This is a genomic window from Candidatus Avelusimicrobium fimicolum, from assembly GCF_021632165.1.
GTDB classification, from domain to species: domain Bacteria; phylum Elusimicrobiota; class Elusimicrobia; order Elusimicrobiales; family Elusimicrobiaceae; genus Avelusimicrobium; species Avelusimicrobium fimicola.
Genome location: NZ_JAJWTS010000007.1, coordinates 17,483 through 38,951 on the forward strand (window position 1 = coordinate 17,483; position 21,469 = coordinate 38,951).

Below are 21,469 nucleotides of genomic sequence, written 5' to 3' on the forward strand. Positions count from 1 at the left end.
AAAAAACGGCTGCTATATTTGAGCCAGAAACGCTAACCCAAGTATATAACAGCCGTGGTTTGCCACCCTTTCGGGCGGCAAACACTAAGAGTGAAACGCGCGGGTAATTAGGCCGCTTGCTTCACTCTTTAATCGGCTGTTTTTGGAGCGTTTCTGTGCCGTTTTTCAGCGGCTCTCCGTATTCTGCATACGGTTCCAAAAACAGATAAATTTTTACCGGGGATATTCCTCCCCGGGTCCTTCTTACAAAATCCTCTTAATCCGTAATATTGTAACTGCCGTAACGGCCGATATCCACAGGCACCGGAATTTCCGTTCCCAGCGGGCCGTCAAAATACATCGTGCCCGTTAAATGATAGTCCAATGTACCGCTGCCCATACTGATAAGCCCCAGTAACTTGCTGTTAAAGGCAGACATCGGCACCGTGATTTTGGCCTTGGCGTTCTTGGTGGCGCGCGGTTCAATGCGCACGTCTTTTAGCGTAACATCGGCCATTTTATCGTCGTTGGCAGTTAATACGCCTTCAAAGCGTTTCACCGTGGCGGCTTCGGTTTTATTGGGGTTGGTAATGGCTACCACCACATCAAAGCCGAACGAGGTTAAATTGTAATCCGTCAGTTCCACACTTTTTAAGGCGAACTGGCAGTTGGCTACATTTTGCGCTTCCTTTACCGAGGCGCACGCGGCGAGCATACCCGCGCAAAAAATAAATAAAAAGAGTTTCTTCACTTAATCCTCCCAAATTACAAGATAATAAATTGTATAATAAATTAACCCTTTTATGGAGAATTTTATGAATCCTTTGCAACAAATCATTTACAACCGCTTTGCCCGTTATATTGCAGTGGAGACCACTAGCGACCCCACCAGCAACGTAACCCCCACCACGTCTAGCCAGATTTCCTTTGCACATAAACTGGCTGACGAAATGCGTAAAATCGGGTTTTCCGAGGTAGAGGTGGACGAATACGGCTTTGTAACCGGGCTTATCCCGGCTAATACCGATAAAAAGGCCCCCACGATTGGCCTTTTTGCCCATATGGATACGGTGTGCGATTATAACGGCGCCAACATCCGCCCCGTTATCCACGAAAATTATGACGGCGGTACGCTGACCATCAATGCAGATAAAAAGATGTTTTTATCGCCAGAAACAGCCCCTAATTTGAAACTTTGCAAGGGTGATACTATTATTACCGCAGACGGCAATTCTTTGCTTGGCGGAGACGATAAAATGGGAATTGCTGTCATTATGTCCTTGGGTGAATATCTGCTGCAACATCCCGAAATTAAGCACGGCCCGGTAAAGGCCGCCTTTACCATTGACGAAGAAACCGGCACGGGCATTGCCTATTTTGATGTAAAGAAATTTGCGGCTGACTTTGCCTATACCATTGACGGTGCGACCTTGGGCGACATTGACTGCGGCAATTTTAATGCCGATACCGTAACCATTAACATTACAGGTAAGTCCTGCCACCCCGGTTCCGCCAAGGGTTTTATGGCAAACCCGGTGCGCATTGCGGCGGATATTATTTCTTCCTGGCCGGAAGATAAATTGCCCGAAACCACGGACGGCGAGGACGGATTTGTACTGTTTAAAGACATTACCGGGGCCTTGGATACCGCTTGCGTGCAAGGTATCGTCCGCGAACACGATTTGGCTAAATTTGAGCAGTTTAAAAAAGACTTGTGCGCTCTTGTGGAAGAAAAAAGAAAAAAATATCCCGCGGCCAAAATTGAGATTGAATTTAAAGAACAATACCGCAATATGCGTGAAATTTTAAAGAAAAATCCGCAATCTATGGAGTTGTTGGAAAAAGCCTTAAAGGAAAATCAGGTTTCCTACCGCCTGACGCAGGCGCGCGGCGGGACTGACGGCTCCCAACTTTCCTTGCGCGGCTTGCCTACGCCTAATATTTTTGCGGGTTACGAAAATCCGCACGGTCCGTATGAGTGGGTGAGTATGAATTGGGCGGAAAAGGCCTTTCACATATTAGAAAGCGTGATTAAGGATGCGGCCAGATAACTTGTAGTGCTTTTGATTGTACAGCCCCGGGGATATTTTTCCGGGGCTTTTTGATGGAGAAAATCCCCCTTTTTAGTCTGCCGAAAACTATAAAAAGTACATAAAAAAATACCCCCGCCTTAACAGCAGGGGTACTTTTCTTTTAAATGTTACTTATTTTGCGCCTTGGTACGGCTGGGCCGCCTGTTGTTGGGCGGGCATAGTACCTTGGTTGGCGGAATCTAACAGGTTTTTAGCGTCGGAAATTGTCGGGTCCAATGCTTGGCTTACCGCATTGTAATTAAAGCGGTAAGAGATTTTGAAACTCTGCGGATTCTCCGGCGGAACTTTTACCAAAATGGAATAATTGTCCGGGTCCACGGCCGTGGAAATATCCCAGGTAATTAAGTTTTTGGCAGCCGGGTGCTTGGCTTCAATAAACTGTTGTAACGTATAGCCGTTCATCAAGCGGTAGTTTTTTACCTCGTTTAATACCGTATCAAGCGGATTCGGGGCAGGTTGGGCAGCCGTTACAGGGGCGGGTTGTTGGGGCTGATTGCCCAACATTTCGTCCATTTCGGCGCTTTGCGTTACCGTTTGTGCCGGCTGGTGCTTATCAGCCAACAGGTTAAACTGTGCCGGGATTAAGTTCATAAACGCGAGCATTACATAAATAAGCGCAGCCAACAACAGAGTAATCAGGATACCCACGACGGCCTTTGTCATACTGCCGGAAGACTTCACATCAGCATTTTTTATGTCGTGCTGGGTGTTGATGTCGTCATCTAATCCTTCAAAATGCAATCGTTCCGTTTGGGCCGGTTCCGGTACCATAGGCACCGTTTTGATGTCCAGTTTCGCACCGCGTTTGGTTTTAATGGTGTTTTCCAAAATCACTTGGGAAACCGTAACGTCTTTCGGCGCGTCGGCGGCAGGTTCGGCCTCTTTTTCGGTCTGTTTGAGCGGGGCCACCATTTCCTGCAATTCGGTTTTGCCCTCACTAGTATCTTGTTCCTGTTTTTTGGTGTTTAAATTCGTCAGTTCCTTAGGCAGTTCGTTAGAAGCCTGGGCCGGAGGAACAAAGTCCGAAATCAAATAGGTAGAACCTTCTTTAAGTTCAATTTCGGTCAAATCATTGGGGTTGCCCACCGGGAGAGGCTTATCCGCTGTCTGGTCGCTAAATTGCGGTACTTCCTGCGACGCTGAATTATCTTGGACCGGTTCTTCTTGTGCCGCAGGGGTTTCTGTTTGGGCTTGTTGGTTATCCAAGCCAAACATCTGTTCTACCGATTGCTCGGGTTGGTTATCTCTCTCGGCAAAGGCTTCGTTCAAGTCGTCGTCGGTAATCAGTACACCTTCGGGTTTTTCGGCCTTGGCACCAGGCACAAGTTCCTGCATCGTTTCTTCTTTTTCGTCGGTATCTTCCGTTTGTGTAGCAGGTTTTACTCCTGCTTCATTTAAGGACGGCAAATCGCCGTTAAACGCAGGGGCCGCAGCGGGCTGTTCTTTCGGTTGTTGCGCCGGAGTGTCAGCAGGCATATCCGCTGGCAACTGGTTGGCCGGAAGCACAGGCTCTTCCTTGGCAGGTTCTTCTTTATCTGCCGCGATAGAGAGAGCGGGCTCTTCGTTGGTAAAATCTAATGTTTTATTTTCCGGCAAAGGTTCTGCGGCGGCTTGTTCTACCGTTTCAAAGCCTTGTGCGGGCTGTTCCTCTTTTTGTTTAAGCCCTTCGGCGGCGGCCAAGCCGGCTACCGCACCAGCAGCAGCCGCAGCGGCCATTTTAAAGGTGTTTTCTTTCTTTTCTTCTTCTTTTTCTTTAATAACCTGGTCTAAAACGTCTTCTTTGGGGGCGGCGCCGATTTCAGACAGGAACGCCTCTTTGGCGGCTTCGTCCGCTTTGGGGGCTGTTTCTACGGTCCCGGCGGTAAGGCCGGAAACTTCTTTGGTAGTTTCCTCTTGGACTTTTTTGTTAGCATCGGCTTGGTCAGCTAACATTTTGGCTTGCTGAGGAGTCAGCAAATCTTGGAAAGTGCTTTCTTTTTCTTCCTGGGTCTGAACCGGTTTTTGACCGTATAAGGAATCCAAGGCGGAGCGGAGTACCACGGCTTCTTCGGCTTTTGAACCCAAGGATACTTCGGTCGGGGTGTCGTGCTTGGTTTCGCCCAAGTCCACGGGGCCCAACATATCAAGCGGTTTTTCCTCTTTGTTGGCCGCCGCGACAATATTTTCCGCTTGGGAAACTAAGTTTTCCGTGTTTTCAATGGAGTCCGATTCTAAATGTTCTTCTTCTATCGGTTTGCGCGTAAGGGTGATGGTGTTTGCGCGCCCGTCGTCTTGCGGCGGAATATAGGCCGGGTGGTCGCTGGTTTCAAAATTGCGGGCGTTTTGCGTGGCGATCGCTTCGTCCAATTTGGATTGTACATTGTCCAGTTTGGATTGCAACCCTGTAATTTGGGTGGTTAATTGTTCCAACTTTTCCAGTAAGATGGCAATTTGTCCGTCCGCAGGTGCGGCGGTGGCAGTAGCCGCGGCAGTTGTGGCCGTTTCGGCAGCCGCAGGCGTTTGAGCCGGCTGTGGCTCGGTAACGGCGTCAAATTCAAACACGCTGGAAGCCTTTACCCACTCTTGGCTTCCGCCGGAAGCGGCATTTTCTGCGCAAATCAGCGTATCAGGGGTAAAGCCGTTAAGCGTTACCAGTTTATTCTCGTCGTAAGGACCTTCTACTTTATCATTGATATAGACCCAATATCTCATTGTGTAATCACCCTATATAAAATAAATATAACACGGTACGATAAAAGCATAGCAAATTATCGCACAATTTAACAGTATTTTTTTATCTTTTTATTTTGACGCGGCCCGTGCCTGTTTGTAACTTTCCAACAGTTCCTCTAATTCCGCACGGCTAGTTTTGCGCTGTTGGATGTTACTTAACATATCCGTTAAGAGTTCCACCGACGAGCCGTTTTCCAACATTTCCAATATAAATAGAGAAATACGGCGGTTGTAAGTGCCGTTTAATTCCCCCACCAAAGTACGCAGGGCGAACATATGTTTTTCCCGGTCTGATTTCCAAAAGGTAAACGGCGCGAGCGACTTATCAAAAAATTGGAGCAATTCTTCGGCGGGTTTTGTGCCGAGGTAACTTTTCATCAGTTCCGGTGCAAGACCTTGCGTGATAGTTTTGGCTTTGATATCGCGCAGGTACTGTGCCTGTTTGGCGGCTTCTTCTTGGCTCATAGTGCCCAAAAGCACCTTGCAGGCAAGTTCCTTGTTGTCTTTTTCGTCGGAACAATGGGGCAAGGCTTTTAGCAAATCAGCCATTTCGCGTTCCAACTGGACGAAGGTCTTTTTCCCGGCGAAGCGGTCTGCCAGGTCGTATTCGTAGCCGCTGTATAAATCTTTTTTGGCCAAATTTTGGCGCAAAATTTCCTTTTCCCGCACCAAAGAGGCTTGGCGGCAGGCTTTGTCAAAACTGTCGGCGGTACCGTCCAAAAGTACGCGCACGGCAAGGCCCAGATTTTCTTCGGGGCTGGAAACGTGCGGCAACTTTTTAAGTACGGCCTCAAAGGTGGCGGCAATATCGCGCGGGGATTTTACCTTTAAATAACGGCAAGCGATAATCAGCAAATCTTCTTCTAATAATTGCCCGTTTAACCGTTTGGATAACTCGGCAACATCTTGTGCATCTTTGGGTGTAATTTGGCAGAGCATTGTGTGGGCCGCCAGAGAAGCGCAGAGCGGACCGTCCGGATTGATGGCGAGCAACTGTTTGTGCAGACGGTCAAATTCCGGTTTAAATAAAATGCTGGCCGGCTGCGTATATAGGAGTTGCAACTCCGCTGTTAATTTAACGGTTAAATGGTATTTGTCTGCCATTTTAAAAATATCTTTTTTATTCTGGCGGGTGGTTTTGGGCGAATTTTGCAAAACCGCGTTGGCCTGTTCTAAAAGTTTATTTACGGCGTGCTGGGCTTTTTCCTCGTCTTTTAAATCGGAGTCTTGCACATCTTTCAAGGCGGCGGCAAATTCCTCGTCAAAATACTTACGCGAGGAAAAAGAGGAATACACTTCCAGCAGTTTAGCCGTATCTTTGGCGGGTGTTTCCAACGCGGCGCAAAGTTCGGTCATAGAAGTTGCGTTGTTGTAAATACGCAGTTGGCGTAAGGCCGCCGGAATAGTGATTTCGTCCAACAAAATTTTGGCAATCGTCGTATCCGTCATTGGCGAATCGGAACTTAACTGGGCGGCAATATCGGCAATGTCCTGCTGCAAGCGGGGCAGTGATTTTTTGTTTTCCAGCGTATAGACGAGTTTGGCGGCATAGTCGTCATCAATACCGGGTAGCATATTGTAAATAGTACCCAGCATACCGCTTCTTTTGTTGGCTTTTTCGCTCATAACGTATCCTTTCAGCAGGCTTTCAACAAGGTGGTTATCTGCTTATTTAATTCGTTTACCCGGTCTTCATTTTTGATAAATGCCAGGTTGGCCTGTATGCTCTCTACCGAACATTTAATGCAGGCTTGCAATAAATGGCGCGCACAGGCAATGTCCGACAAAATAATTTCGGCAATATTGCCTTTAATGGTTTCCACTTCTTTTAAACAATGCAGTGCCGCACTCGCCGCCGAGGCCGGAACGCGTGCCGCAAACAAGAGGGCATCTTGTACGGCTTGCTCTCTTTCGGGTGCTTCTTTGGGCAGTTTTTTAGCGGTTAAATAAGCGGCGTATGCTTCTCCGTCTTTTTGAACATAAGATTTCAGTTCCGTTTTAAAGGCGGCCAAGCGTTTTAAACTTTGGGTAAGTTTTGGGCGGATATCTTCGGGCGTGGCTTTGCGTTTAAGCGTCGTGCCTACCGCCATTATCGCAAGCGCACAACCCATCGCGCCCGCCATAGCGGCGGCAGCCCCCCCTCCCGGGGTCGGGTCCGGGGAGGCTAATGCTTCTGTAAATCTGTCAGCGGCGGTGTACCATTCCATAGGTCGCCCTTACATAATGGTTCCGGATTCAAGGTCGGAATATTTTTTAATGCGCAGCATTTTCAGGCGGTCTTCGTCAATGCCTGTGCGGCTGAAAAAAACGTGTTCAATCGCGCTGGCGGGCATAATGTAACTGCCGCGTTTTACTCCCTTCGGGTCGGTTTTTAAACCGAGCCACACGCAGAACGTGGTAAGGTCGTTAAAATCTTTGGTTTCCAGTTCGGCGGCGGCGCGTTGGATTTTTTGCGCATCTCCAAATCCGTTGGTCAGCACCGCGCTATGGAAACCGCAGTTCTTGGCGGCGCAAATATCGCGGTGCGTATCGCCGATGACGTACACTTGGTCGGGTTCCAATTTAGTTTTGAATTTCTTTTCAGCGCGTTTAACGGCCGCTTGGAGCATTTCTTCGCGGGTTTGGCCGTCTTCGCCGTATCCGCCCACGGTAAAATAAGAGGCTAATTTGCTGGGTTCCAATTTGATTTTGGCGCCTTCTTCCAAGTTGCCGGTTCCCAACCCCAAGATAACATCTTTATCCTTGGCGAGCATCTTTAAAAATTTTTCCACACCGGGTACTAAATCGTATTTTTTGCAACGGACGACGGCGTGTACTTCGGTAGGCAAAATTTCCAAATATTTGGCTTTCATTTTTTTCATTTCGGCGGCAGTAGGTTTTTTGCCTTTTTTGATAAGGGAATAGACAATGGAGAAATTATCTAAATCCGTCCGGCCCGAAATTAAACTGTGGTCAAACTCCGGCTCCACTCCGTAGAGTTCCTTAATGGCTTTGCGCAAAGAGGTGCGTCCCGCACCGCCCGCGTTTACGAGCGTGCCGTCCAAGTCAAATAAAACGAGTTTTTTCATTTCTTTTCTCCTTTGATAATGCCGGTAACGATATAGGCGCCCGTCATAGCAAGCACCATACCCAGCACTTTGTAAATCGTAATTGTATCCTGTTTAAGCAAAACGGACAAAATAAACGTCAACACCGGGTAAGACAAAATAATCGCCGTTGCCTTGCCCAAGTGCATATTACGGATAGCCGTGTACCAAAACGTATTGCCGATAAAATAATTGCACACCGCGCTAAACGCCAAGGTCCCCCACAAAATACCCGAGGACGTAACAAACAACTGCGGCCCCTGTATGGCCCATAGCACACCCGTCAGCAGCGCGAGCGCCGGAATAGCAAAAATAGCGCGCGCCGCCGCAATTAACGCGGGCGGCATATCGGCGGGCAGTTTTTTTGCGAAAATATGGCTTAATTGGAACATCCACAAACTGCCCAAAATCAGCAAATCGCCCTTTAATTGGACTGACATCCCGGTATGCCACAGCAAAATGCCGACACCGAAAATGATGAGCGCAGAGCCGAAAAACTGCTTGCCGGTCGGTTTTTCCCCCAGTAAAAAGTAAGCCATAATGAGGGAATAGACCATTTCAAACTGGTTTAAAACGGCGGCATTTGTCGGTGTGGTGTAATTCAGGGCCAACATAAAAATCGTCATTGGCAAGGCCGTGCCGAAGGTAGCCATTAGCAAACATTGTTGCCAAACACCCTTTTTAAATAATACTTTATGCCCGCCTGTTTTGAGCAGATACGGCAAAAAAAGCACCGTTGCCGCCACACAACTGACCAGCATATACAAGGCCGAAGCCGCATAGGGCGTGGCAAATTTGGTTACCACGACATTAGATGCAACAAAAAACCAAGCCAGCCAAATGGCGGCTACCGGGGATACATTAAACATATATTATATTTTACCTAATTTATAGGGTTAATGGCCCTCTTTTTTAACAGTAAGGCTGACCCAATATGCCCCCGCACACGTTACGGTAAGGCCGATTACTTGGTGGAGGGTAATGTTTTCAAACCCGACCAAGGCGGAAATCAGCAGTGCCAGTACGGGGTAAGAAAGATAAATTGCGGTTACTTTGCTTAAATCAAGTGCGCGGATAGCCTTGTACCATACCACCATCGCAAGGCCGTATTTTAAAATACCCGTATAGGCTAAAACGGAAAACATTTGCACATTGGGTTTTAATACAAAGGATTCCTTCATCATCCACATAACTGCCAAAATGACCACAAGCGCAGGCAGGGCAAACAGATTGCGCGCCATACCAATTACGCGGTGGTCCAACGTTTTAGGAAGTTTTTTGGCTAAGGTGGAGCCGGCCTGCAACATCCAGGTACTGCCGACAATCAGCAAATCGCCCGTCCAACGCGGGGTGTATTGCTCTTTCATAAGGATAATCAGCACACCCAGTACAATTAATGCGCTTCCGGCCAGTTGCTGGCGGCTGGGAAATTCGCGCAGAAAAATACAGGCAAATAAAAGGGAATAAAAGAGTTCGCTCTGCTGTAAAATAGCCGCGTTGCCCGGCGTAGTGTAGTGGAGTGCGATAAGCGAAATGGTAAACGGCAGGGCCGTGCCAAAGGTGCCGATAAACAGGAATTTCCATAAAGTTTCTTTGGCTAAGAGTTCTCCCCATTTGTGGTTTTTTGTAATCCACGGGGTGAAATAAAGTACACCGATAAGCGTGCCTAAAAACACGAGCAAGGCGGGGCTGATTACCCCTACGGCAAATTTTCCCGCTACGGGAGAAAGGCCCACAATGGCCCAGCAGACCCAGGCGGCCAGTAAAGGTTTCATTTTTGTAAGACTCCGACGGAAATTAAGATACTATATTATACCATTTTAGATATTGAATTTTGGTTTTGTTGGCTGCCGTTTTTTAAAAGGGTTGTTATTGTTTTTTTTTTTGATAAATTTTGAGTTGTAGTAAAATTTATCAAAAATGAGGTGTCGTGTGAAAAATTTGTTTACGGGCCGATTAGGCGGCTTTACGCTTATTGAGTTATTAGTGGTGGTTTTAATTATCGGTATTTTGGCGGCGGTGGCTGTACCGCAATACGAAAAGGCGGTTTGGAAGAGCCGGGCGGCGGAACTGCGGACGAGTACGCGTACATTGGCGACGGCGCAAGAAGCCTTTTATTTGGCCGCTAACGATTATCCGCATCAGTTTGACGAAGTGGATTTGGACATTAACTTACCCAATCACGGGAGGTCTTCCCAATGCGGTTTAGCCACACAGGACAGCCGCGGAAATGATACTTATGAACTGATTGTAAATAATAATTGGGGCAGCAGACACTTTTTATCTTCTTCTATGTTTTTAAAAGGGCCCTATAAATGCGGCGGGTTTACTTATGTGCACCCGAATACGGTGGCAACTGGGGTGAGTGCGGACAAAATGTATTGCTGGGAATGGACGGGCAGCAATTATACGGCCAAACCGGGCGATTTTTGCGAGCGCGTTATGCAGGGGCGTTATGTGGCGACAAATTGGGGTTACCGTATGTACGAACTGCCGTAAGAATATGCTAAAAACCCCGGGATATTGAATATCCCGGGGTGTCTAAAACAACTTAAATATTAGTGGCAATATACCCAACCGCCATCTTGCTGACAATCGCTCCACATACTTCTAACTAGTTTATATCCCTTAGGGTGGTTGGAATTGGCGCGAACTCTAAACTCCCCGTTTGCTCTTGCCAGTAACTGAATCATATACTCCCCCGCATAGGGATAAGTGCCTACCGCATACCAGGCATCGCCTTCGCGCTTGAAATAAAAGAACTCATCTAACATTGTATTATCTCCACCTGTGGTAATGATATTACCGTTTTTATCCTTTATTTCAATACCCATTTCATCCAATGTGCACAGTTTATTGCCCGTTGCCAGTTTGCACACCGCCACATTATCGGCAATGTTGCGCACCACAGGAATCCATTTCATCAAGCGCGCTTTCATTACCGCTTTTTGGTATTGCGGCAACGCAACCGATGCCAAAATACCGATAATTAAAACGACAACCAACAGTTCAATTAATGTAAACCCTTTGTTCATAAGGTCCTCCTTTAAATATGGCTATTTATATTCTAATAGAAATATCCTATTTTTACAACTCCAAGAACTTCTGCTAAAAATAAAAAAAAATTGTATAATAAAAGTGTTATTTTTTATAGGAGATTTACAAATGTACACCTTAACCTTGATTTTGCACTTTATTGTTTGTATTCTTTTGATTTTACTCGTCCTCTTGCAGAGTGGCAAAGGTTCCGCCGCGGGTATTTTCGGCGCGTCGGGAGCGGATAACTTATTTGCCAGCCCTACTGCCTTTAATGCTATTAACAAATTTACTGCTATTTTGGCCCTTATTTTGATGTGCACCTCCGTCGTGCTGACGATTGCTTCCAACAAAAAATCGTCCGTCTCGGTATTGGACTCGGTAAAAGTTCCGGCGGCTACAGCCCCGGCGGTACCCGGCAAATAATTAGGTTGTCGCCTTTTTCGGCGGTGATTTTAGTTGCGCGGTGCATATTTTTTTAGTAAAATATATATGTAGTCGCAAAGATGTTCTTTAAAACCCTCATTAGTAAGATTTTCGCGCAGGTGGCGGAATTGGTATACGCGTGCGTTTGAGGGGCGCATGCCGCAAGGCTTGAGGGTTCGAGTCCCTCTCTGCGCAATAAATTTAAAAACCGGACGAAAGTCCGGTTTTTTTAATTTATACGCATGGAGCAGGCAAACCGCTTTGCCTGCGTAGGGACGAGAAAGCCGGAGCCTTATACGAGTTTGAGGCTGAAATCCGAAAGGCGAGTATGGCGAGGCGGGGCCGTGAGCGCCGAGGGTCAACGAGGCGACTTGTGCCCGCGGTCCTTATAACTTTTTGCTAAAACCTGGCTTAAACAACAGCCCCTCTTTTGTGTAGCTAGTTTTTTCAGTTGGCAAAAAGTCTTGCCGGCTTATTTGGCTAACGCCACCAATCCGGGCAGTTCCTTTTTGGCAAAAATAGACCGGGCCTAAACAACAGGCCCGGTTTGTGTAGATAGTTTTTTCAGTTGGCAAAGTCTTGCCGGCTTATTTGGCTAACGCCACTAATCCGGGCAGTTCCTTTTTGGCAAAAATAGACCGGGCCTAAACAGCAGGCCCGGTTTGTGTTGATTTTGTTCCTGTTGGACAAAAAGACTTGCCCGGCTTATTTGGCTAACGCCACCAATCCAGGCAGTTCCTTACCTTCCACAAATTCCATACTGGCACCACCGCCGGTGGAAACGTGGGAAAGTTCTTTTTGGTTAAATTTGCCTTTTTTAAGCACGTTAACGCTGTCGCCGCCGCCGATAATGGTGGTCGCACCGGCTTTGGTGGCATCAATCATCGCCTGGGCCACGGCAAAACTGCCTTTGGCGAAATTCGGGAATTCAAAAACGCCCATCGGGCCGTTCCAGAAAATCGTTTTGCATTTGAGCAATTCTTCGCGGAACAAGGCAATCGTTTTCGGCCCAATATCCAAGCCCATTAAATCAGCCGGAATATTGATATCTTCCACGGATACGGGTTCGGTGGTTTCGGCAAATTCTTTACCGCAAACGTGGTCCACGGGCAGCAAGATTTTAACGCCTTTTTCTTGGGCTTTGGCCAAAACGGCTTTGGCTTCGTTTTCTTTTTCGGCATCAAACAAAGATTTGCCAATTTCGTGCCCCTGCACTTTGAGGAAGGTATAAGCCATACCGCCGCCGATAACGAGGACGTTTACTTTGTCCATCAAATTGTTGAGGAGCATAATTTTATCGGATACTTTGGCACCGCCGACCACAGCCGCAAACGGGCGGGCAGGGTTTTCAAGGGCTTTACCTAAAAATTCCACTTCTTTCTGTACGAGGAAACCCGCGCAGCCGGGCAAATAGTCCGCAATGGCGCTGGTGGAAGCGTGGGCGCGGTGAACCGTACCAAAGGCTTCCTGTACAAAGATTTCACCGTGTTTAGCCAACTGTTTGGCAAATTCGGCATCGTTCTTTTCTTCTTCGGGGTGGTAGCGGAGGTTTTCCAAAAGGGCGATTTCGCCGTTTTTGGTTTCGGCTACTACTTTATCGGCTTCCGGGCCTACGCAATCTTTGGCGAAATGCACCGGTACACCGAACAATTTTTCCACTTCGGCGGCCACGGGAGCCAAACTAAATTCCGGTACTACCTTGCCTTTCGGGCGGCCCAAGTGGGCAATTAACACGATGCGGCAGTTGTTTTCAAGCAAATATTTGATGGTTTTTTCGGTAGCGACGATACGTTTATTGTTATCTACTTTACCGTCTTTCAAGGGTACGTTGTAATCCACGCGCACCAATACTTTTTTATTTTTCAGGTCCATATCCTGAATTTTTTTGATGCTGTCAAAATTCATAGTTTCTTTTGGCTCCTTTAATAATTCCCCCCGCCCTGACAGCGGGGTTTCTTTACTCTTTAATTTTACAAAATTTGGACGGTTCCGGCACGATTAGCGTTTTTGCGATTTGGCCAGTAACTGTAAAATTTCAATATACAGCCAAACGAGCGTAACCATTAAACTAAACGCGGCGTACCACTCCATATATTTAGGTGCGGCAAAGCGGGAGGTCATTTCGTCAATGAAATGAAAATCCAGTAAAAAGTTTAAGGCCGCCACAATGCACACCACTACGCTAATGCCGATAGACAACGGCGAGTTAGACGTTAAATAAGCCGTGCTTACGCCAAAAAGCGATAAAATAAACGAACCGATATATAACACACAAATAGCAAGCGTAGCCGAAAAAATGCCAATCATCAGCCCTCTTGATACTTTAATAATTTTTGTGCGGTAGATAAAAAGCATCGCAAAAAACACGAGAAATGTAATCGCCACGGCATTAAACACAATGCCTTTAAATTGGGCATTGTATTGGGCGGAAATTGCTCCCAGCAAGACCCCCTCCAACAATGCGTAAATTGGCGCGGTAAAGGCCGATATAGACGGTTTAAAGAATGTTACCATCGCCAGCACAAACGCACCAATGGCAGATAGGCCCATTGCCAAACCGGAAATTTGCGGGTTTGTCCAAGTAAACATTGCTCCCACCACACATAAAAACAGCAGGCAGAAGGTTTTGTTAATAGTGCCTTGCAGCGTCATTGGCTGCACGGCACGGGCAGATTCTTGCGCGTGTTCAAAAGCGGCTTCGTTAAACATAGGATTATTAGCCATATTTTCCCCCTTTTTTAAGTTACTTTTATTCTATAAAATATCGGGCAAAAATGGGTAATATAAATGAAAAACACCCGCTAAATTAGCGGGTGTTTAAAGTTTTTGATTAAAAACAACTTTATTTGTAGATTCTTTCGTCTTTAACGTGAGAAGCAACGTAATTCCATTCCGTAGAGGGCAAACTAGTTTTTAAGAAATTCAATGAACCTTGTGTCAAGAAATGATACCAACGTCCAGATTTGCGTTTGTCTTTTTTGGAGTTCGTTGCGTTAAAACCTAACAAAAAGTCCAAATTGCTTTTGTCGGGGTTTCTGCCAAAGACCGGATCCCCGGTATCGCCGTCAATAACTTTCCAGCAGACTTGAAAGCATTGCGTGCCCGTGCAGACATTTACGATGTCCACCTCTGCGCACTCACGGCTGCTGAAAACCATATCGTCGCGGTTAAGAATCATTTCCGGAAACGTATCTTGCAATCTTTTTGCATTTTTCGCAACAAACAGGTCAGAAATCGGCAATTTTTCAACGGCGGCTTTTAACTTGGCGTTGGTGCCGTCAATGGCAATAAGCAGTAATTTGTCATTTTGGCGGAAATCTTTGGGCTGGATTGTTACCCCTGCCACGCGTACATTAGAAATCCAGCGTTGTACGTTTTGGATGGTAACTTCGGGGGCTTCGCCCGCACCCATATATTTAATGTGTTCGCCTTTTCCGCTTAAATCAATGCACGCACGGGAAGCCAACAGTGTATTGGGGGCAATGCGGACGGCGGGACATTCTTTAACAATGGGATCATTGTTTGCGTACACGTCGGTAAAGCGCGCTTCTACCGTCATTTTAATCATAATAACACCCTTTTCGTGGGCATTGGTAGAAGAAGATGCCGCTAATTTCTTTTTCAGTGCGGTGTTAAGTTTTTGGGAGACATTTGGGGTTTGTGCATTTAAAACAGCCGCACAACCGCAAAAAGCCAACAGTAAAACTAATAATTTTTTCATAGGTTTTCCTCGTGTTGAAAATATCCTTCTTTATTAATCATATGATTTTTAGTATCAAATTTCCAGGGTCAAAGGGCCTAGACGCATATAGGACCAAAAAAATATCCCCGGCATCAGCCAGGGATATTTTTAAATTATTTTTTCTATACCAAAGATAAAGATGTTATCTTTGTTCATACGTTGAGATGGCGGAGTGTTTCGGCAGTAATTTTAATGCCAGTGCGGCTTTCTCCGCGGTGATAAAACTTTTGTGCGTTGGGAAGAGTGCTTTGAAGCCGTTTTTTAAGGCAGGAGTGCGCACCGGCATAGCAAACTGGTAATAATCGGTATTGGCGATTTTAATGTGTTTGAACGCCTTTAAATTTTTGCTTACGGCACCGTCGCCATTGTTGTTGTATTCATATTCAAAACTTTCTTCTTGGTTGGGCGCATCAAATTTATATAAGTTAATGCGGAAGGTAAACCAGTCTTGCAAGGCGTTTTTTTGCATATCTTTAAAGCAGTCGTTTTTAAACGCCACATTGACCGTACCCAAGCCGTTTTTTTCATTGTAATCCATTAAAATTACGCTGCAAGTATAACTTTCGGTCCAAACTTCCGTATTATTGGTGCGAAGATTTTGATAATAGTTAGTCCAGGAAATTTTAGCCTGCGCTCTGGCTTTGGCCGGGATAGAGTTGTAAGCCTTTTTAGCGGCGGCCTGATTGCGGGCGGCTTGTTTGTCGGTTGCTTTTTTCCAATCCAAATACGACAAAATCTTTTGATTGCGTTGAACCCATTGGGGAAAAGTGGAATTTACGGCAGGTTTATACGGTTGTGCCGAAACCACCGCGGTTAATACGCCGAGCATTAAAGCAACTGCTAAAAGTTTCTTCATACATCCTCCTAAATGATTCTTTATATATATTTTATACAACTATTTAAATTTTTTCCAGTTCCCAAAAGACCTACTTTCCCCCAGGGCCAAAGGACCTAAAAAATAGCGTAGCCCGCTCCCATTTTAGCCCGCTAACATAAAAAAACCGGGGCACTTAAAGTACCCCGGTCAGTGTACAGGCTGTTAAATTACATCATACCGCCCATTCCGCCCATACCGGGCATCGCGGGGGCGTGAGCGCCTTCTTTTTCGGGGGCATCTGCCACCAGGGCTTCGGTCAAAAGTACCGTGCCGGTGATAGAGGCCGCATTTTCAAGCGCGGTGCGGACCACTTTTGCCGGGTCCACTACGCCCGCTTTCAAGAGGTCGCAGTATGTGTTGTTTTCGGCATCGTAGCCGTCAGCGGCGCCTTTCATACTAAGCACCTTATCCACCACTACGGCACCGTCTAAACCTGCGTTGGCGGCAATTTGTTTCAAGGGAGCCGTCAAGGCTTTTTTTACAATATTGATACCCGTGCGGATATCGTCATTGTCGGCTTTCAAAGATTCCAAAGCGCTTTGGCTGCGGGCCAACGCCACACCGCCGCCGGGCACAAGGCCTTCTTCCACGCCGGCTTTGGTCGCGTTTTTGGCATCTTCCACTTTGGCTTTTTTGGCTTTCAATTCGGTTTCCGTTGCAGCCCCTACGCTGATAACGGCTACACCGCCGGAAAGTTTAGCCAAGCGTTCTTGGAGTTTTTCTTTGTCGTATTCGCTCTTGGAGTTTTCAATCTGTTTGCGGATTTGTTCGGCACGTGCCGCGATGGCTTCTTTGCTGCCTTTACCGCTGACGATAGTAGTGTTTTCTTTATCCACTACTACGCGGGCGCATTGGCCGAGCATAGCGAGTTCGGCTTTGTCCAACTTAATGCCGCGTTCTTCGCTGAGCACTTCACCGCCCGTCAAAATGGCGATATCTTCCAGCATTTCTTTGCGTCTGTCGCCAAAGCCGGGGGCTTTGACCGCGCAGCCTTTCAAGGTACCGCGGAGTTTGTTCACTACCAAGGTAGCCAACGCTTCGCCGTCCACATCTTCGGCAATGATGAGGAACTGTTTGCCGCTTTGTACGATTTTTTCCAAAACCGGCAAGAGTTCGTTCATAGAGGAAATCTTTTTATCCGTAATAATGATATACGGGTTTTCCAATACGCATTCCATCCGTTCGGAATCGGTTACAAAGTAAGGAGAAATGTAGCCGCGGTCAAACTGCATACCTTCCACAATATCCAGTTGGGTGGTGGCGGTTTTGCCTTCTTCTACGGTAATTACGCCTTCCGCGCCGACTTTTTCAATCGCTTCGGCAATCATATTACCGATTTCGCGGTCGTTGGAAGAAATGGTAGCGATTTGGGCTTTTTCTTCTTTGGTCTTTACGGGTTTGTGCATTTTGGACAGTTCCGCTTTGGTGGCTTCTACGGCCATTTCAATACCCTTTTTGACGAGGGTCGGGTTGGCACCGGCGGTAATGTTTTTAATCCCTTCGGTCAGCATCGCGTTGGCGAGTACGGTGGCGGTAGTGGTCCCGTCGCCGGCGACGTCGTTAGTTTTAGAGGCAACTTCGCGGATTAACTGCGCGCCCATATTTTCAAATTTATCTTCCAATTCAATATCTTTGGCGATGGTTACACCGTCATCAATAATAAGAGGAGAGCCGAATTTCTTTTCCAATACTACGCTTCTGCCCTTGGGGCCGAGCGTAACTTTTACAGCGTTTGCAACTTTTTCAATACCCGATTTCATTTTGGCGCGGGCGTCGTCGCCATACATAATTTGTTTAGCCATACTATTTATTTCCCCCTATTACCCTAAAATACCCAAGATTTCGTCTTGGTGGATGATTAAATACGTTTCATCTTCCAATTTTACTTCGGTGCCGGAATATTTGCCATACAGCACGCGGTCACCTTTTTTAACATCCATCGGGGCGCGTTCGCCTTTTTCATTTAATTTACCTGCGCCGACGGCCAAAACTTCGCCTTCCATCGGTTTTTCCTTGGCGGTGTCAGGAATGATGATTCCCCCTTTCATCGTTTCTCTTTCAATGGGCTTTACGATAACACGGTCGCCCAACGGTTTAATTTTTACTTCTGCCATTTTCACTCACTCCTTATGAAGATATTGCAAATATAACGCCCGTGAGGTTGTTAGCACTCACTTTGGCTTAATGCTAATTTAGCATTTCTGTTTAAAATTGTCAACCCCCTTATTAGAGTGCTAATAAAGGGGTTGCTAAAATAAGGCTTTTTCAGGCGGAAATTACTTTCTGGAAAAGAAAGTTTTGAGCCTTTGTTTAAAGGTCGGTTTGTGAGCCGGAAGAATTTTGATAAGTACCGCAGAAATATTATCCTGCCCGTCTTTATCGTTAGATACCCGCACTAATTGCTTGCATAATTTAACAATTGGTAACTGGTTACCCTTGCGCAGAATATCGCCCATATCGTTTTCGGAAAGCCCCTTATACAGACCGTCCGAACAGAGCAAAAGCGTATCGCCGATTTTAACAGGGAATTTTAACAGGTCAAATTCAATGTTCTTTTTAATGCCCATAGCGCGGGTGAGAACGTTTTGGATTTTAGAGTGGTCGGCTTCTGCACGGGTTAAAAGACCGCGGCGGACGTGTTCCATTGCCAAAGAGTGGTCCGTGGTGATTTGGACAATCTTTTTATCTCTAAACAAGTAAAGGCGCGAATCGCCCACGTGTACGGCGGTTGCAAAATCTCCGTCAAAGAGTATGCCTGTTAAGGTGGTGCCCATCATACGGTAAATATCGGAAGATTGCGCCGTAGAATAAATAGCGGCATTAGCCAAATTGGCGGCCATTAACAGTTTGCGTTCGGTCAGGTCTAATTTAGGAAGAAAGTTCTCTGGAATTTTGAGTTGGTTCGTGTTTATCTTGCGGATAGTTTCCGCCAGTACCGAAACGGCAATGTTGCTGGCAATTTCACCCGCGCTGTGCCCCCCCATACCGTCGGCTACAACACCAAGCCCCAAGTCGGAAGAGATGAGCACATTGTCTTCGTTTTTTTCACGAATTTTACCAATGTCGGTTACGGCAGCAAATTCTATGTCAAAACTGCTCATAACTCCTCCTTAAACAAAAGGGTTCCCACACACGAAAGCGTGCCGAATATATATAACAGCAAAATCAGGAAACCGTAAGCGTTGTTATCTTGCGCGTTTCGGTTGAAGTTGTAGAGCGGCAAACTGATGGCATAATCCCATACAGAGAGGTCCATTTTGTTTTCTCCGCCGTGGTAATATTGCTGCAAGAAATGGATAAACAACGGCATTGATTGCTCGTCAAACACGCCGGGTACCACACGGTTGATGCGGGTTTCCAGGAACGTATAGGTTTCCTCTGCGTTCTTTCCGGAAAGTTCGTTAGTGTGATCAAGTTCGGCAAAGGTCTGGCGTTGCGTTTTAATACCTACCAGTTTTTCCATACGGGCATTGGATTCGGTGTTGCCATTTCCCGCCACCTTGATATGATCGGTTAACGCGGTTAAGGTATTATTGGTTGTTACCGTCAGACCGGACACCGCATATACCCACATTCCGCCAATGCCGAGCACCATTAGCACAAACGGGAAGATAATGCTGTTTTCCCGCCTGGCAAGGAGGTAATAGGCCGATAAGAAGCCACAGAATAGTGCCGCATAAAAAATAACCTGTACAGTAATATTTTGGCTGGCTGGCGGAATAGACAAATGCGCCGCCAAAAATGCGGTGCTCATAGAAAAAATGAGCAGGGCCGTACCCAGAACGCCTTGGCCTATGGTTCGGTTAATGCGCCAGCAGAGCGAAAGCCCCCACGCGGCCGCCAGTACCAAGTAGCACAGGTAATATTCCGGCGTAAAGAGGTATTGCCCGACTTGGGATAAGTCCATAAAGGCCGCTTCGGGCGTGAATAAGCCCGTCATATACGACACTGCCGCCAACGCTATTAACAGCGTGGTAGAGCGCGAAAAAGCCTTTAACGCAGACGAGGCAAAGATGAGCAGTAGGGTAATGACCGCTACACCCGTCATCATGGCTTGGTTTGGCTCGTACTGAGCGGTAAAGAAGGGGTGTATCAGGTTGGATAAAAATCCTGCTGTTAAGTCTGTATGTACGGAGCAGATTTTACCCAAAGAATAAAAGACGTAAATAATCCCCGCCGCAAATGCCATAAAGAGCGGCACAAAGAGGATAAATTTAACCATATCCGTTGCGGTTCCTTTTATATCTAACCCTTGGTCTGCGGCACGCGGCTTGCGCACCTGTTTGGCAGGCACAAATACATTGACGGGTTTTACGTCCTGTGCCGCCAACATTTGCGGGGCGGGTTCTCTTTGGGGAACCTTAGGAGTATTCGGAATATCCGCCGCGGCGTTTATACTGGGCATAAGCGACGGCAGGCGGGCCGAAGAGGTTGTTTTGGGCCGTGCGGCGACTTCCTGTGCGCGGGCCTTGGTAATGCTTTGCGTAGTAGGCAGTTCCTCTTTGGCTATTTTTAACGGGCCTTCTTCGCCCAAATCAATCGCGCGGCCGGAGTTGCCCATCTTTACACGCAGTTGGTCTTCGGCACGCATTTTTTGGAAATACAAATAGGTTTCTTTGGCAGTTTGAAAGCGGTCGTCCGGGTTTTTGCTCATCAGTTTTTGCACCGCAAGCGCCAACCAGCCCGGCATATCTTTACGGATTTTGGCAGGATTGGGAACCGGGTCGTTGATGTGTTTTTGGATGATGTCAATGGTGTTTTTCCCATTGTACGGAAATTGCCCCGTCAACACATAATACATACTGGCCCCTACGGAATAGAGGTCCGCGCGGGTATCTAAATCCTTGCCTAAGGCCTGTTCGGGCGCGATAAAATACGCTGTTCCGGCCAGTTCGGTTGTTTTAGTGGAGCCTTTGCTTTTATCCACCTTTTTGGCGATACCGAAGTCCACCACCTTGGGCTGCATTTGCGGGTTAATTAAAATGTTGGAAGGCTTGATATCCCGGTGAATAATTCCCTTTTCGTGTGCGGCGGATAAGCCTTGCAAGACCCCTTCAAATAAATCCAAGATAATCCCGATAGGCAGTACCTTATTGCGTTTTAGCATCATAGAAAGGGTTTGGCCTTCAATATAAGACATCACAATAAAGTAATACCCTTTTTCCTTGCCTACGTTATATACGTTTACAATGTTTGGGTGGTCCAGTTCCGCAATAGCGCGCGCCTCGGTTAAAAAGAGTTCCACCGCCTTTTTATCATTAGCCAAGGCCGGGCTTAAAATTTTTACGCAAACAATGCGATTTAAGGCTTTGTGGCGTGCTTTATAAACGGCACCCATACCGCCTTCGGCGACTTTGTTTAAAATTTCGCAACCGGAAATTTCTTGTCCAACCAACGAGGGAGTATTATTCATAAGTTCCTTTACAACTAAAAAATCTTTAAATGATGCTACAAAAACTGCTTGATTTTATGATAACCAAGCAATAGAATATAGTTATAAGTAATCTTATCATATTTT

Annotated in this window: 19 protein-coding genes and 1 tRNA gene; 4 read left to right on the forward strand and 16 right to left on the reverse strand. The window is 46.7% G+C overall.

All coding sequences use genetic code 11. The annotated features are described in order from the left end of the window. Nucleotides 1-256: 256 nt before the first annotated feature. On the reverse strand, nucleotides 257-730 hold the full coding sequence (locus tag ACQY2K_RS03995) for an LEA type 2 family protein (RefSeq protein ID WP_428040845.1): 474 nt from the start codon (nucleotides 728-730) through the stop codon (nucleotides 257-259). A gap of 64 nt (nucleotides 731-794) precedes the next feature. Here ACQY2K_RS03995 and pepT point away from each other — a divergent pair, with 64 nt between their 5' ends. Further along, nucleotides 795-2,030 carry a peptidase T gene (pepT, locus tag ACQY2K_RS04000; protein ID WP_428040846.1) on the forward strand — a complete coding sequence of 412 codons (1,236 nt, stop codon included), beginning with the start codon at nucleotides 795-797 and terminating at the stop codon, nucleotides 2,028-2,030. 153 nt (nucleotides 2,031-2,183) lie between these two features. Here the strand turns inward: pepT and ACQY2K_RS04005 are convergent, their stop codons facing one another. The 6 genes from ACQY2K_RS04005 to ACQY2K_RS04030 form a co-directional block, all read right to left on the reverse strand. Then, nucleotides 2,184-4,763: a hypothetical protein gene (locus ACQY2K_RS04005; RefSeq protein WP_428040847.1), complete on the reverse strand. Its 2,580-nt coding sequence runs from the start codon at nucleotides 4,761-4,763 to the stop codon at nucleotides 2,184-2,186. A gap of 90 nt (nucleotides 4,764-4,853) precedes the next feature. Further along, nucleotides 4,854-6,410, reverse strand: coding sequence for a hypothetical protein (locus ACQY2K_RS04010; protein WP_428040848.1), 1,557 nt, complete (start codon nucleotides 6,408-6,410; stop codon nucleotides 4,854-4,856). A gap of 11 nt (nucleotides 6,411-6,421) precedes the next feature. Then, nucleotides 6,422-6,991 (reverse strand): cyclodeaminase/cyclohydrolase family protein, encoded by a 570-nt coding sequence (locus tag ACQY2K_RS04015; RefSeq protein ID WP_177746845.1) that lies wholly within the window; start codon nucleotides 6,989-6,991, stop codon nucleotides 6,422-6,424. Nucleotides 6,992-7,000: 9 nt separating this feature from the next. After that, on the reverse strand, nucleotides 7,001-7,852 hold the full coding sequence (locus ACQY2K_RS04020) for an HAD family hydrolase (protein ID WP_428040849.1): 852 nt from the start codon (nucleotides 7,850-7,852) through the stop codon (nucleotides 7,001-7,003). Continuing rightward, on the reverse strand, nucleotides 7,849-8,739 hold the full coding sequence (locus ACQY2K_RS04025; RefSeq protein ID WP_428040850.1) for a DMT family transporter: 891 nt from the start codon (nucleotides 8,737-8,739) through the stop codon (nucleotides 7,849-7,851). Before ACQY2K_RS04025 ends, ACQY2K_RS04020 begins: the two co-directional genes overlap by 4 nt. Nucleotides 8,740-8,766: 27 nt before the next feature. After that, nucleotides 8,767-9,645: a DMT family transporter gene (locus ACQY2K_RS04030; RefSeq protein WP_428040851.1), complete on the reverse strand. Its 879-nt coding sequence runs from the start codon at nucleotides 9,643-9,645 to the stop codon at nucleotides 8,767-8,769. A 157-nt stretch (nucleotides 9,646-9,802) separates the two neighbouring features. Here ACQY2K_RS04030 and ACQY2K_RS04035 point away from each other — a divergent pair, with 157 nt between their 5' ends. Next, nucleotides 9,803-10,369, forward strand: a complete 567-nt coding sequence (locus ACQY2K_RS04035; protein WP_428040852.1) for a type IV pilin protein — start codon at nucleotides 9,803-9,805, stop codon at nucleotides 10,367-10,369. Nucleotides 10,370-10,428: 59 nt separating this feature from the next. Here ACQY2K_RS04035 and ACQY2K_RS04040 read toward each other — a convergent pair whose 3' ends face one another. Further along, on the reverse strand, nucleotides 10,429-10,905 hold the full coding sequence (locus ACQY2K_RS04040) for a pilin (RefSeq protein WP_428038361.1): 477 nt from the start codon (nucleotides 10,903-10,905) through the stop codon (nucleotides 10,429-10,431). Nucleotides 10,906-11,035: 130 nt separating this feature from the next. On the opposite strand from ACQY2K_RS04040, the gene secG reads away from it, so the two are divergent. Together secG and ACQY2K_RS04050 are read left to right on the forward strand one after the other, a co-directional pair. Then, nucleotides 11,036-11,332 (forward strand): preprotein translocase subunit SecG, encoded by a 297-nt coding sequence (secG, locus tag ACQY2K_RS04045; RefSeq protein WP_428037813.1) that lies wholly within the window; start codon nucleotides 11,036-11,038, stop codon nucleotides 11,330-11,332. A 113-nt stretch (nucleotides 11,333-11,445) separates the two neighbouring features. Further along, nucleotides 11,446-11,527 (forward strand) — tRNA-Leu (locus ACQY2K_RS04050). 510 nt (nucleotides 11,528-12,037) lie between these two features. Here ACQY2K_RS04050 and ACQY2K_RS04055 read toward each other — a convergent pair. From ACQY2K_RS04055 to ACQY2K_RS04090, 8 genes are all read right to left on the reverse strand, one after another. Then, nucleotides 12,038-13,237 carry a phosphoglycerate kinase gene (locus ACQY2K_RS04055; protein ID WP_428040853.1) on the reverse strand — a complete coding sequence of 400 codons (1,200 nt, stop codon included), beginning with the start codon at nucleotides 13,235-13,237 and terminating at the stop codon, nucleotides 12,038-12,040. Between the two features lie 93 nt (nucleotides 13,238-13,330). Further along, nucleotides 13,331-14,056 carry a Bax inhibitor-1/YccA family protein gene (locus ACQY2K_RS04060; protein WP_428040854.1) on the reverse strand — a complete coding sequence of 242 codons (726 nt, stop codon included), beginning with the start codon at nucleotides 14,054-14,056 and terminating at the stop codon, nucleotides 13,331-13,333. Between the two features lie 118 nt (nucleotides 14,057-14,174). After that, complete coding sequence (locus tag ACQY2K_RS04065) at nucleotides 14,175-15,053, reverse strand: hypothetical protein (RefSeq protein WP_177746859.1); 879 nt, start codon at nucleotides 15,051-15,053, stop codon at nucleotides 14,175-14,177. Nucleotides 15,054-15,216: 163 nt separating this feature from the next. Then, nucleotides 15,217-15,930, reverse strand: a complete 714-nt coding sequence (locus ACQY2K_RS04070) for a hypothetical protein (RefSeq protein WP_428040855.1) — start codon at nucleotides 15,928-15,930, stop codon at nucleotides 15,217-15,219. A gap of 188 nt (nucleotides 15,931-16,118) precedes the next feature. After that, the gene (gene groL / locus ACQY2K_RS04075; protein ID WP_177746862.1) at nucleotides 16,119-17,753 is read right to left on the reverse strand and encodes a chaperonin GroEL; all 1,635 of its coding nucleotides are present in this window, start codon (nucleotides 17,751-17,753) and stop codon (nucleotides 16,119-16,121) included. Between the two features lie 18 nt (nucleotides 17,754-17,771). Further along, nucleotides 17,772-18,065 (reverse strand): co-chaperone GroES, encoded by a 294-nt coding sequence (locus tag ACQY2K_RS04080; protein WP_177746865.1) that lies wholly within the window; start codon nucleotides 18,063-18,065, stop codon nucleotides 17,772-17,774. Between the two features lie 162 nt (nucleotides 18,066-18,227). Next, entirely contained in the window at nucleotides 18,228-19,052 is an 825-nt protein-coding gene (locus ACQY2K_RS04085) for a protein phosphatase 2C domain-containing protein (protein WP_177746867.1), read from the reverse strand. After that, the gene (locus ACQY2K_RS04090; protein ID WP_428040856.1) at nucleotides 19,049-21,364 is read right to left on the reverse strand and encodes a serine/threonine protein kinase; all 2,316 of its coding nucleotides are present in this window, start codon (nucleotides 21,362-21,364) and stop codon (nucleotides 19,049-19,051) included. Before ACQY2K_RS04090 ends, ACQY2K_RS04085 begins: the two co-directional genes overlap by 4 nt. Nucleotides 21,365-21,469 lie beyond the last annotated feature (105 nt).